This window comes from Roseibium sp. HPY-6 (assembly GCF_040530035.1).
GTDB lineage: Bacteria > Pseudomonadota > Alphaproteobacteria > Rhizobiales > Stappiaceae > Roseibium.
Window position 1 is genome coordinate 669,967 of sequence record NZ_JBEWCD010000002.1, and the last position, 12,588, is coordinate 682,554.

The following is a 12,588-nucleotide window of genomic DNA, read 5'->3' on the forward strand; positions in this document are numbered from 1 at the left end:
TTGACAGGAGCTAATTGAGTGAGCGGAACGGTACGGGAATGACGGAAGAAGAGGCGGTGACGCGCGGCACACCCGAGCCATGCGCTTTGTGGTACCAGGGACAGGAAAGGTGCGGCCTTGAACGGGTTTCCCACCGAAAGCCGCAACCTGGAGAGGTTTTTGTGAAAGCACTCTATAGCGGCGTAAGCCGCGGCACGGAAGGCCTCGTGTTTCGCGGGCAGGTGCCACAAAGCGAGTGGCAGCGAATGCGCGCCCCGTTTCAGGAAGGAGATTTTCCTTTCCCGGTGAAATACGGATATTCCAGCGTTGGCACGGTTCTGGAAGGAGACACAGCTCTGGTCGGCCGAACCGTCTTTTCCCTCTACCCACATCAAAACGTCTACACTCTCCCTGCCAACTCTTGCATGCCGGTTCCAGATGGCGTTTCGCCAGAACGTGCTGTTCTTGCAGCCAATATGGAAACAGCGCTTAACGCTATATGGGACGGAAAACCATCACCTGGGGATCACATCTGCGTGGTCGGTGGTGGCGTTGTCGGCCTCCTGACCGCATACGTTGCGGGCAAACTGCCCGGATCAACCGTCACCGTCATTGATACAAACCCTGAGCGTGAAGAAACTGCGAAGGCGCTCGGACTTTATTTTGCACTGCCGCAAAATGCTCCGCGCGATCAGGACATTGTTTTTCACACAAGCGCCAATGCAGCTGGCCTGGCGACGGCTTTGGAATGCGCGGGGGACGGAACGTCCATCGTTGAAATGAGCTGGTATGGTGCTGGAAACGTTGCCGTATCTCTGGGAGCGGATTTCCACAGTCGACGCCTCAAGCTGATCTCCAGTCAGGTCGGGACAATTCCGTTTGAACGCCAGCCGCGCTGGACATATCGGCGGCGACTGGAAACGGCAATGTCTCTCCTCGAAGACCCTGTGCTCGATTGTCTGATCACGCACAGGATTGCATTTCGAAGTCTGCCGGAGCAACTTCCCAAAGTGTTGAACAAGGCGTCAGATGTTCTGGCCGCCCTTGTCGTTTATGAGGAGCAGATCTGCTAGAAGGTGCTCCCCGCCTCGTCCAACCGTTTCGATCAGAAGTCTCAGGAACCTCCAAAAATGTTTGCTGTTGAAGTTCGCGACCACGTCATGATTGCCCATTCCTTCAAGGGGGAGCTGTTCGGTCCCGCGCAGGCGCTGCACGGGGCAACATTTGTCATCGACGCTGCCTTTCTCTCTGAAAGACTGGATGACAACGGTGTGGTGATTGATATCGGCCGCGCGCACGAAGCGCTGAAAGAGGTTCTGGGGCCACTGAACTACAAAAACCTCGACGACGTGCCGGAATTTGCCGGTGTGAACACAACCACCGAATTTCTGACCAAACATATCCATGATCACCTCGCGCAGGCTGCCCGCGACAATCGTCTTGGCAGGTCGGGCAGCGAACTCGATGCCATCCGGGTGACCATTTCGGAATCCCACGTTGCGCGGGCCTGGTACGAAGCCAAGATCTGACCGGCAATGAAGAAGCTGTTTTTCGCATATCCGGGTGACCTGGACACGCCGACGGGTGGCTATGGCTACGACCGCCAGATCATTGCCGGGCTTCGCGATCTGGGCTGGTCCGTTGAACTGATTTCCCTCGGAGACGGGTTTCCTTTCCCAACGCAAGCGACCCTCTCAACGAGCCGTGGCATGCTCGCCCGGTTACCTGAGGGGGCGTTGCTGGTGGTGGATGGTTTGGCGTTCGGTGTCATGGCGGACATAGCTGCTTCGCTGACAGGCCACTTAGAACTTGTAGCGCTGGTGCATCATCCACTCTGCCGGGAAACCGGTCTCACGCAAGAGCAGTCGAAGGTCTTGCTCGAAAGCGAGCGCAAGGCCCTGTCCCATGCAAACCATGTCATTGTGACCAGTCATGCGACCGCCGACCAGGTTGCGGATCTGTTCGGGATTTCGCCGGACGCTATCTCGGTCATATTACCAGGGACAGAAAAACACGCGCGTACTGCGAGAAGCTCTTCTGATAAACTGCGCCTTCTGTCCGTCGGGACGGTGGTACCGCGCAAAGGGTATGATCTGCTTTTTGCAGCGCTTGAAGATCTGAAGCAATACGATTGGCACCTCGATATCGTCGGAGGCCTCGACGCGGATCCGGCATGCCACGCCGCCTTGATGTCAAGCCTGCCGCAGCACGGCTTGAAAGATCGCGTGACTTTTCAGGGGGCCGTCGCACCAGGTGACCTTCCGGGCTTCTATCGCAGTGCGGACATCTTCGTTCTGGCGAGCCGCTATGAAGGATACGGGATGGCCTATACTGAAGCGCTCGCGCACGGACTTCCGGTGATCGGCAGTGGCGGCGGTGCGGTTGAAGACACGCTGCCGCAAGAGGCTGCGATTTACTGCGGCATAGAAGACACAGGCCGGCTGAAGAGCGCACTCAAGCTGCTTTTGAGTGACGCGACAGCAAGGCACGATATAGCGCAGGCTGCTGAAAAAGCAGCCGCCGCATTGCCTGACTGGCGGGACGCGGCATCACGGTTCGCTGCGGCCTTGGAGGGGACGTTGAGATGAGCGGATTTTCCTCCAAATGGCTGGCCTTGAGAGAGCCGCTGGATCTTGCCGCCAGGAACCGGGAAGTCGAAACGGCCTTTCAAAGACACCTGCCTTCCAGCTCTCCCCGTCTGCTGGATCTTGCCAGTGGCGCGGGGTCGACGGTTGCCGCTCTTAAGGGCCGGTTGCCGGCTGACACCATGTGGACGCTGACCGATCATGATCCTGCTCTGATTGCCGTTGCGCGCGATCGTTGGCAACGGCAACTGCAAGGGGCGCTTTCGCTTCGTCAGATCGATTTGGCCGCCAATGTCGAAGATCTCCCATTTGCAGAAGTGGATGCCGTCACGACTTCGGCTTTCCTGGACCTCGTTTCGGAAGCTTTTCTGGAGCGTCTTGTGGGTTGTGTCATCCGCGCGCAAAAACCGTTTCTGGCGAGTTTGACCTATGACGGGCGAATAACCTTCGCACCGCAAGCGTCGCTGGATAACACCATGCGCGATGTTCTGAACAGCGACCAGCGGCTGGACAAGGGTTTCGGACCGGCGCTTGGTCCTTTTGCAGCCGAACGGGCAATCGCATTGTTCAAGGCAGGGGGCTACGAAGTCGTCAACGGAACCTCCGATTGGAATGTCGGGCCGTCCGACGAGGGCTTTTTGGAAGAGTTCCTGTCGGGCTGGTCCGGTGTCGGCCTGAAAAATGGAATTTCGCAGGACGATCTGGATGGATGGCGCTTGCAACATCTGACGCAAATGCGATCCGGTGATATTCGTGTCACGATCGGTCACATCGACTTTGCAGCTTTTCCAAAGTCCAAAGTTTAATTTATCGATTGGATTTTAAGTAAAACTTCCTTTTAAGGATTCACTATTCGATAAGTATGTTGGCATCGGCTTGTCAAAAATTTGCATAAATTGCGTAAAATGCGGCCGAAATCGTCTTCTTTCACTTTGCTCTAAAGCGCATGATAAGAAATTCGCGCTAGTTCTGGTGAAAATTAAGCACGATTAGTGTGCATCGATAGTGGCCAACAGGGAAAGAGTTCGGCGCGTTGAAGCTCTAGAGAGGGCTGTGGCGGCGCTTGGGCTCGGGACGTCTGCTTGATGGATCAGCGCCTAGAGACTTCAAACCGGACAATCTATGTGGATCTCGACGGAACATTGCTCCGGACCGATCTGCTCTGGGAGAGCCTGTTTCAGTCCTTGCGCCGTAATCCTCTGATCGTATTTGCGCTGTTCGGATGGGTCTTGAGAGGGATCGCCTATACGAAGGCACGGCTCGCCGAAGCTGCCGGGATTGACGTGACGGTTTTGCCCTACCGGGCGGAGGTCGTGGAGCAACTGAACGCTCAAAAGGCTCTTGGGCGGCAACTTGTCCTGGCGACCGGCTCAAACGAGAAGCTCGCCCACGCCGTTGCCGAGCATCTTGCTCTCTTTGATCGTGTGCTCGCCTCGGACGAGGAAACCAACCTCACGTCCAGGCGCAAGCTAGAGCGCATCGAATCGGAGGCCGGCGACCTCGGCTTTGAGTATTACGGCAACTCGCATCAGGATGTTTGCCTGTTCGAAGCAGCTTCGGAGGCGACGGTTGTGGCACCGGACCGCGCCGCCGATCGTTGGCAGAAGCAGTCCGGCGCCAACCGGATCGACGCCTCGGAAAGCCAGATTAAGGCCGCCGTTCAGGCGATGCGCCCGCATCAGTGGTTGAAGAACACGCTCATCTTCGTGCCGGCCGTCATGGCGCATGAAATCTTCGTCGGCTCGGTGCTCCTCAGCGCAATTCTGGCGTTCGTCGCGTTTTCGCTGTCGGCATCGGCCATCTATATCCTGAACGACCTGATGGACCTTGAGGCCGACCGCAAGCACAAGACGAAATGGAAGCGCCCCTTTGCCAGCGGACGATTGAGCGTTCCGAACGGTCTGGCATTGGCGTTTGCCTCGATCGCGGTGGCCTTTGCAATCTCCACGCTTCTGCCGATCGAATTTGCGGGCATCCTGCTGCTCTATCTCTTCATCACCACGGCTTATTCGGTTTCTGTCAAACGGATGCTGCTACTGGATGTCTTTGTTCTGGCAGGTCTTTATACGATCCGCGTTCTCGCAGGTGGTGTTGCTGCAAGTATCGAGTATTCTTTCTGGCTGCTGGCATTTTCCGTCTTTTTCTTCCTGTCTCTCGCGCTCGTGAAACGCTTCACCGAGCTGCAGCAGGTCGGGGAGACGGCTTCGCGCGCCGTCACCGGACGCGGATACCGGCATGTCGACCTGGAAGCGATTTCACAGGCCGGAATGACATCCGGCTTCGCGGCGGTGTTGGTTCTCGCGCTTTATATTCAAAGTCCGGCAATCGAGCGGGCCTACGCCGTTCCGCAGATGATCTGGCTCCTGTGCCCGCTGATCCTCTACATCATCATGCGTATCTGGATCCTGGCGCGCAGGGACGAAATGCATGAGGACCCGATCGTGTTCATCCTGAAGGACTGGCGCAGTCAGTTCATGATCGGGTGCGGTGCGAGTTTGTTCCTCATTGCTGCGATCTGGTGAACCAGCATGACGAAACATGTTCAAAGCTGGGGCGGTCTGAAGGTCGAAGCAAACGAGCTCGTGCAGCCTGACGCCTATCTGACGGAGGAGCGTACTGCAGGAAGTCTTTTGCCCTACGGCAATGGACGCAGTTACGGGGACAGCTGTTTGAATGCGGCGGGAGCCGCCGTCGCAACACGCTCGTCAGGCAGAATTCTGTCCTTTGACAAGACGACAGGTCTCCTGGAAGCGGAGGCCGGTGTTCTTCTGTCGGACATCATCGCTGCGGTTGCGCCTCATGGCTGGTTTCCAGCCGTCCTGCCCGGAACGCAGTTCGTCACGCTCGGCGGCGCGATCGCAAACGATATTCACGGCAAGAACCATCATCGCAAGGGTACGTTTGGCTGCCATGTTGAGGAAATCCGGCTTGATCGGACCGACAAAGGCTGTCTCACGATCAGATCCGGCGATGAATCCGGTTTCTTCGAGGCCACGATTGGCGGACTGGGCCTGACCGGTTTGATCCGGTCGGCAACTATTCGGTTGATGCGTGTGACTTCACCGTCAATCCGGCAGGAAACAACGCGCTTCGATTGCCTCGAGGACTATTTTGATCTCGCAGAAGCGGCCGACGAAAAGCACGAATATGCGGTCGCCTGGATCGACTCTCTCAGCCGGGGAAAGCGTTTCGGGCGCGGTCATCTGATCGCGGGCGACCATACGGCCAGTGGTGAATATCAGGAAAAAGCCTCAGAACCACGCCTGATCATCCCCTTCACGCCGCCGATCACACCGCTTCAGGGGCCCTTCCTCAGTCTCTTCAACGAAACCTATTTTCGCAGCGCGCCGGCGGGATGTTCGATGCAGGATGTTGCCTTCGACAAGTTCTTTTTCCCGCTCGACCGGATCGGGCGATGGAACCGGCTCTACGGCCCGCGCGGCTTGCACCAGCACCAAAGTGTCATTCCGGAAAAGGGTGGTTTTGCAACGGTGACATCGCTTCTTGAATGCACGCAGGCAAGCAGGCATGGATCGTTCCTGACGGTGTTGAAGCGTTTTGGACAGATAAAAAGCCCTGGGTTCATGAGTTTTCCGCGCCCGGGTTACACCCTCACACTCGACTTTCCCGACAAAGGCGAGCCGACCCTCGCGCTTCTTCAGCAGCTCGACGAGATCACCTTGACTGCTGGCGGTGCCGTCAACCCGTACAAGGATCGACGCATGTCTGCGTTCACGTTCAAGGCCTCCTTCCCGCACTGGCAACGGCTCGAAGAGCTCCGGGATCCCGTGCTGATGTCGGATTTCTGGCGCAGAACGGCGCTAAGCTGAGCAGCTAAAGTAAATAATGGATTTAAATCAGCTTTGAAATCATTTTTGCAGAGTAATGTTTTGTTATTCATAGCAAAAACGGTAACTCGAGTGACTTTCAAATTAATATAATTTAATTGAATTCGACGGATATTGCCGGTGTTGCATCGAGCCCGTGCGGAGACGGCCTGTATGAGTACTTACCTTCCCTTCATTCTCTTTACCGTCCTGACAAACGCAGCAGCGCAGATCATGCTGAAATACGGAATGACCCAAATCGGTGACTTCAGCACACTGCACAGCAATCTGATCATCAAATTGCTGCAGGTGGTGTTCACGCCGTTCGTCTTTCTCGGTCTGTGCACATTCGTGATTTCGATGGCCTCGCACCTTTATGTGTTGTCCAAGGTCGAGCTGTCTTACGCCTATCCGTTCCTGTCGCTCGCCTATGTGGTGGTTGCCGTCTACGCCTTCTTCATTTTCCATGAAGATCTGAACGCGATGCGCGTGTTTGGCATCGCTCTGATTTGCGTGGGCACTGTCTTTATTGCCCAAGGCGGTTCGAACCAGGACCGCGCGGACACGGACGCCAAGGTCCAACAAGTTGCTCTCAAGGAGACCTCGAAGTGAAACACATCCTTTTCGGTGGGGACGGATTTGTCGGACGGCAGCTCGCCAAGCGTCTTTTGGAAGACGATGAGGAAGTCGTCGTTGCAGATATCGCGCAGTCCCATCGCCATCTATATGCAAAAGCGACGATCCTTGACTGTGACGTGACCGATCCCGAAGCCGTTGCCGCCGTGCCGATGACCAGCGGCGATATGGTCTACAATCTGTCTGCAAAAATGCTCTCGCCGATCCAGGTGAAGGCGAAGCGGCATGATTTTTTCTATCCCGTCAATTACGACGGAACGAAGAACATCATCGAGGCGATGGACCGCGCCGGTGCGAGCAAATTGGTCCACTACACGACCGATATGGTCTATGGCCACACGGTTACCTACCCGATGACCGAAGATCATCCTGTTTCACCCCTCGGGGAATACGGGCAATCGAAACTCGACACGGAAGTCCTGGCGGCCGAGTGGCGCGCACGCGGGATGGACATCACGCTGTTCCGCCCGCGGCTGATCATCGGTCCGGGACGTCTGGGCATCCTGACCAAGCTGTTCAAGCTGATCGACATGAACCTGCCGGTTCCCATGATCGGGTCAGGCAAGAACCCGTATCAGTTCATTTCCGTCTATGACTGCGCGGGTGCGGCATACAAAGCCTGGAAGGCCGGTGTTCCGAACGAAGCCTACAATCTGGGATCCATCAATCCGCCTCCCGTCAGGAAGCTGCTTGGTGATCTGGTCAAGCACGCTCATTCGAAATCGATCCTGATCCCTACCTGGGGCTTCGCTGTAAAGCGGACTCTCGACCTGCTCGATGCGCTCAACATGCCCATCATGGATCCGGAGCAGTATCTGATTGCCGATGAAATGTGCGTTCTGGATGTTTCAAAAGGCGAGCGCGATCTCGGCTGGGTACCCGCTTATCGCGATGAAGACATGCTGATCGCCGCTTACGACGAATACCGCGCACAAAAGAATGACGGCTCCCGCGTCGATCAAGGCTCGGCACAGCCGGCAGAATAGGAATTTTGATGTTGCAGAACACCGCAGTTAAAGCCGACTTCTCCGAGAAAGAGCTGGAAGCCGCTTCTGAGAACAGTTCGAAGCCTGATCTTTTGACGGTCGAAGACGCGAAGGCGCTTGACCCCCAGTCCATGGCTGATCTGTTCAAGGAGCACATCAATCCGGGACAGTTTCATTTCATGAAGCTGCTGGGGTTTCACAAGGTCAAGATCGAGACTGCCGACGGCATGTTCTATGTCGATCAGAACGGCCGGCGGATCCTGGATTTTTTCGGTGGCTTCGGATCGCTGGCACATGGTCATAATCATCCGCGGGTAATCGCAGCGCGTCGGAAATTTCAGGAAGAAGGCCGCCACGAGATTGCGATCGCCTTCCTGTCTCAATACGCATCGGCCCTAGCGAAGAACCTCGCGGCATGCTCGCCGGGCGATCTCGACATGGTGTTTCTCGGATCTTCAGGATCAGAGGCAATGGAGGCTGCGGTCAAGGTTGCCGAGCGCGCATCCGGGCGCAAAAACTGCAAGATCGTACACGCGGGCAATTCGTTCCACGGCAAGACAAAGGGCGTTCTGTCGCTGACAGACTCTGATCTCTACCAGGGCAGTTTCAAACTCGTCGACAATCATGTGAAGGTTCCGTTCGGCGATCTGGAAGCCCTCACGCAGGCGATTGAATCAGACCCCGAGATCGGCGTTGTTGTTCTGGAAACGATCCAGGGCGGCGGTGGGATCATTTCTGCACCGGAAAGCTACTGGAAGGGCGTGCGGGCCTTGTGCGACAAGCACGATGTCCTGTGGGTCGCGGACGAAGTGCAGTGCGGTTACGGTCGGACAGGCAAGTTCTATGCGTTCGAACATTACGGTGTCGTCCCGGACGTAACGGCGCTTGCAAAGTCCCTGGGGGCGGGCAAGGCTGCCGTCGGCGCGATGATCGCAAAGCGTGATGTCTACATGAAGGCCTATGGTTCTCCGAAAACCGCAATGATCCACGCGCAGGCAACGTTCGGCGGTATCGGTGAGGCGAGCATCACCGCAATTGAAGGCCTGAACGTCCTTTACGACGAAGACCTGATGGAAAATGCCGCGCGTGTCGGTGCCCATCTGATTTCGCGGTTGAAAAAGCTTCAGGAAAAATATCCGAAAATCATCAAGGACGTGCGCGGGCAAGGCCTCATGGTCGGTCTGGAATTCCAGGACTTTTCAAAGACGATGCCGGTGGTGCTGCGGCCGATGCTGTCGCTGCTTGACGACAAGCTGAAGGGATCGCTGTCCGGCTTCATTGGGGCGCAGCTTCTCAGAGACTACGACATTCTGGTGGCCTTCACCGAATACAACCGCAATGTCATCCGCCTTGAGCCACCATTGGTCTGCACGATGGAGAATGTCGACACCTTCTGCGACGCGTTGGACGACCTCTTGTCCAAGGGCATCGTCAGTATCGTGAACGGCTTCATCAAATCGCAGGCAGGCTGAGGGAAGCGTAGCTTCTCCCAAGGTGCGAAGTGACCTGCATCCTTCACTGAGACACGAAAAAGAAGCCCGCGCGAATTGCGCGGGCTTTTTTTCTGATCCTTGCGGAAAAAACGATTTGCCGCGTTTTAGGGAAGGGCGCGCGCTTCGTCGACCGGCAAGGAAAACTTTGGTTTCCAGATCTCGAACAGGACAATCAGCAACGGCAGCAGATAGGGCAGGTAGATCCGGTCGTCCGGAAGCGGGAACGTGACGAACTTGCCGCTGATACACAGCGTGAGGGCGACGACCGCAATCCATTGTCCTTTTGAAATGTTCTTTCCGCTGCGAACGAGCAGGGCGAAGCCGAGCAGGAAAATGGCAAGAAGCATAAGCCAGTTGAAGTCCTGCACTGTCCTGGCGACATTTACGACCAGTGCCTTGACATAAAGAAGCACATTGAAGGCCGGGTCGAAGCCGCGCATATCGTCCTGGTATTCAACGTTTGAGAAATAGAAATGCGGCCACCAGCCGGGGTGGTCGGCAGACCCGACGATCGGGAAGTACAGGAAAAGAGCCCCGACAAAGAGAGCAAGATAGATCAATCGGTCTCTTCCCACCGCAATGGCGGCAAGCAGCAGCGCGAAGAAGAACAGCAGCCCGTCAGGTCTCACGAGAAACATCGTGAAAAGGAAAGGCGCAGCAAACAGCGGTTTTTCACGGCACACGAAATAGAGAGCTGGAAGCGCAAAGGCCGCCATCATCAGGTCCGGCGTTGCTTCCCTTGCAGAGAACGTATAGCCGATGAGAATGATCGCAGGGCCGATGATCAACAATCCCTGGACGAAGGACTGCCGTGCGCTCCAGAACAGGATGAACAGCCCGATAAGCGCGGCCGAGACCGTCGAAATGATCGTCGTCGCATGAACGCGGCCGGTCAAAGCCCCAAGGTGCTTGATGGCTTCGATGTAGGCAACCTTGACCCTGAACATCGGAAACAGGGAGACGAAGTGTTCGGGTTGTTCGTATTGGTTGACCCGATAGGGAATACTCGCGGTGACCTTGTAAAACTGAAGATCGGATGCGGCCTCCTTGACCTCACCATACGCAAGCGCGTGAATTTCCTCCGCACTGTCCAGCTGGTCCTCTGCCGCGATGCCGACATAGGCGAGGATGTCCCAGTTGTAGACCGGATTGAAATAGGCCAGCGCGAGCGTGCCAAGCACGATCAGCGAAAAGAGGCCAACGGACACTGCGTTCACGACATCCTTCGAAAGCAGTCTGCCCGACGCAAGCAAAGCAGTACCTAAACGATCACCGAAGGTGTTGGTAAGGGACATGTGCGTATAGGTCTTTCCGGTTTGTTGCTGCAATCGACGTTTGACGGAACTTTCAGACCCGAGAGTCTAGTCGTTCTTTGTGCTTTCGAACGCAAACTGCACCGCCCAGTTGTGGCTGCGTTGTTTGCTCTAAACTTAAGGTCATCAAGCTAATAACGCCTTAATCGCCGGGTACAGCGCATGTCCAGGGTTCCTGCTCTTGAAAGGTTTCAGGTTGTCTTGAGCCCGCGCAGCCTGCCTCTGACCTGGTTCAGCACCGGTTCGAGCTCCGATTTCGGAACGGTTTTCAAAAGCGTCAGCGACATGAGGTAAACGATGCCGGCGGCAGCAATAGCGGCCAGTAAACCCAATATGCCACCTGCCTTGGAAAGCACGAAAACCGCTACCCCAGCACACAGCAGTGCCGACACGGTGCATTTAAGCAAGGCCAGCATGGGGAGCCGGAGATTAAGGACCCGCCGGCAATAAATACCAAGGATCAGGAGAAGAAGAACGCTCGCCGCTGCCCGCACATAGGCGGCGCCCATCTGTCCGAAGGAAGGAACAATAATCAGCAGCGAGACACTGGTGATCGCACACCAGGCGATCGTCATCCACAACTCGTCGGTGCTTCGGTTTTTCGCCAGAATGGCCCTGGAAATGACAGAGGACAGTGCCTGCGCGAGGGCAAACGCCAACAGGATGACTGCCGGCCCTACGGCAGGTTCAAAGTCTTTTCCAAACACCAGCGGGATCAGCTCCGGCGCAATGGAAGCGCCACCGATTGCGACAGGGGCAATGACGATCCCAAGCCAGCGGATGGTTCCTTCAAAGGCAACCGACAGGGCGTTGTCGTCCTTCTGATCATGCAGGACGCCGAATTGAGGAACAACAAACGCGAGACTGAAGACTGCGAATTGGGCGATCATCCCGGACATGGTCAAGCCGATCGAATAATAGCCGACCTGGGAAATTGAGAAGAAGAAACCGATGACTGCCAGCTCAATCCGGGCGCCGAAGAGCGCGAAAATGCTGCCGGAGAACCAGTTGTTGCGGGCATAAAGACCAACGTCTTTGGGGATCTTCGCCGTTTTCGCGGCTGCCGTGCCCAGGTAGCGTTTTAGGTCGAGAGCCTGCGGCAAGTGCCGTGTCGCGTGACCCATGATCGCCCCGACGGGACCGAGCATAAGCGCGCCTACGAGGACGCAGAAGGGCTGAAGCAGGCAGCCGATCAGCGTCATGGAAGCCGTCCGGTCGAATTGTCCGAGCCCCTGGGCAGCACCGATAACCATCGTTGCATAGGCATAGGCCAGAAAAAGGAGGATCGTTGCCGACCAGACCAATGCGCCTTGCGGATTGTCCTGGTTGAACTGGAAGATCGCATAAAGGCCAATGCCACCCGTCATCAGCCCGGTTGTGAGAACAAATCGGCGCAGCAATATGCGGAAGAGCGCATCTGATCCGCTTTCCGAACTTGTGTCGCGCGCAATGAAGCGCAAGGTTGCCTGCGGCATGCCGAAGTCGGAGACAACAGTTGCGACGGACATGAACCAGAGGGCATAGGCAACAACACCGGTGCCCTCGACGCCGAGCGTTCTTGCGACAATGATGCTGCAGACAAAGCCCATGGACATGGACAGCACGCCGGCTGACGTGTTGATCACAGACATTCGCACCATCGATGCCATCGGATTCCGCCTGCCGTTCCTGTTCCGCGGTCGAATTGGACATGCCCCGCCAATACAATGTCGTCCAGACCGAGTCGGCAGGCAGCCAAGCACCGGGGGGCCCGGCACTGTCATCTACCC

Annotated in this window: 11 protein-coding genes; 9 read left to right on the forward strand and 2 right to left on the reverse strand. The window is 56.3% G+C overall.

All coding sequences use genetic code 11. The features are described from left to right. The first annotated feature begins 14 nt into the window (after nucleotides 1–14). The 9 genes from ABVF61_RS14505 to ABVF61_RS14545 all read left to right on the forward strand — a co-directional run bounded on the left by ABVF61_RS14505 (nucleotide 15) and on the right by ABVF61_RS14545 (nucleotide 9,485). Complete coding sequence (locus tag ABVF61_RS14505; protein ID WP_353994257.1) at nucleotides 15–1,052, forward strand: zinc-dependent alcohol dehydrogenase; 1,038 nt, start codon at nucleotides 15–17, stop codon at nucleotides 1,050–1,052. Between the two features lie 57 nt (nucleotides 1,053–1,109). Continuing rightward, nucleotides 1,110–1,508 carry a 6-pyruvoyl trahydropterin synthase family protein gene (locus tag ABVF61_RS14510; protein WP_353994258.1) on the forward strand — a complete coding sequence of 133 codons (399 nt, stop codon included), beginning with the start codon at nucleotides 1,110–1,112 and terminating at the stop codon, nucleotides 1,506–1,508. A gap of 6 nt (nucleotides 1,509–1,514) precedes the next feature. Then, nucleotides 1,515–2,567 carry a glycosyltransferase family 4 protein gene (locus ABVF61_RS14515; RefSeq protein ID WP_353994259.1) on the forward strand — a complete coding sequence of 351 codons (1,053 nt, stop codon included), beginning with the start codon at nucleotides 1,515–1,517 and terminating at the stop codon, nucleotides 2,565–2,567. Next, nucleotides 2,564–3,370: a class I SAM-dependent methyltransferase gene (locus ABVF61_RS14520; protein WP_353994260.1), complete on the forward strand. Its 807-nt coding sequence runs from the start codon at nucleotides 2,564–2,566 to the stop codon at nucleotides 3,368–3,370. The genes ABVF61_RS14515 and ABVF61_RS14520 overlap by 4 nt, the downstream gene beginning before the upstream one ends. 279 nt (nucleotides 3,371–3,649) lie before the next feature. Next, nucleotides 3,650–5,086 carry a UbiA family prenyltransferase gene (locus ABVF61_RS14525; RefSeq protein ID WP_353994261.1) on the forward strand — a complete coding sequence of 479 codons (1,437 nt, stop codon included), beginning with the start codon at nucleotides 3,650–3,652 and terminating at the stop codon, nucleotides 5,084–5,086. 6 nt (nucleotides 5,087–5,092) lie between these two features. Further along, nucleotides 5,093–6,394 (forward strand): FAD-binding protein, encoded by a 1,302-nt coding sequence (locus tag ABVF61_RS14530; protein ID WP_353994262.1) that lies wholly within the window; start codon nucleotides 5,093–5,095, stop codon nucleotides 6,392–6,394. Between the two features lie 171 nt (nucleotides 6,395–6,565). Then, nucleotides 6,566–7,003 (forward strand): EamA family transporter, encoded by a 438-nt coding sequence (locus tag ABVF61_RS14535; protein ID WP_353994263.1) that lies wholly within the window; start codon nucleotides 6,566–6,568, stop codon nucleotides 7,001–7,003. Further along, a complete protein-coding gene (locus tag ABVF61_RS14540) occupies nucleotides 7,000–8,013 on the forward strand; it encodes an NAD-dependent epimerase/dehydratase family protein (RefSeq protein ID WP_353994264.1) in 1,014 nt (337 codons plus the stop codon). The genes ABVF61_RS14535 and ABVF61_RS14540 overlap by 4 nt, the downstream gene beginning before the upstream one ends. An 8-nt stretch (nucleotides 8,014–8,021) precedes the next feature. Beyond that, complete coding sequence (locus tag ABVF61_RS14545; RefSeq protein WP_353994265.1) at nucleotides 8,022–9,485, forward strand: aspartate aminotransferase family protein; 1,464 nt, start codon at nucleotides 8,022–8,024, stop codon at nucleotides 9,483–9,485. A 125-nt stretch (nucleotides 9,486–9,610) separates the two neighbouring features. On the opposite strand, the gene ABVF61_RS14550 is transcribed toward ABVF61_RS14545, so the two are convergent. Both ABVF61_RS14550 and ABVF61_RS14555 read right to left on the reverse strand, forming a co-directional pair. After that, nucleotides 9,611–10,801 carry a hypothetical protein gene (locus ABVF61_RS14550; protein WP_353994266.1) on the reverse strand — a complete coding sequence of 397 codons (1,191 nt, stop codon included), beginning with the start codon at nucleotides 10,799–10,801 and terminating at the stop codon, nucleotides 9,611–9,613. A gap of 209 nt (nucleotides 10,802–11,010) precedes the next feature. Then, the gene (locus ABVF61_RS14555) at nucleotides 11,011–12,468 is read right to left on the reverse strand and encodes a lipopolysaccharide biosynthesis protein (protein ID WP_353994267.1); all 1,458 of its coding nucleotides are present in this window, start codon (nucleotides 12,466–12,468) and stop codon (nucleotides 11,011–11,013) included. Nucleotides 12,469–12,588: the final 120 nt, after the last annotated feature.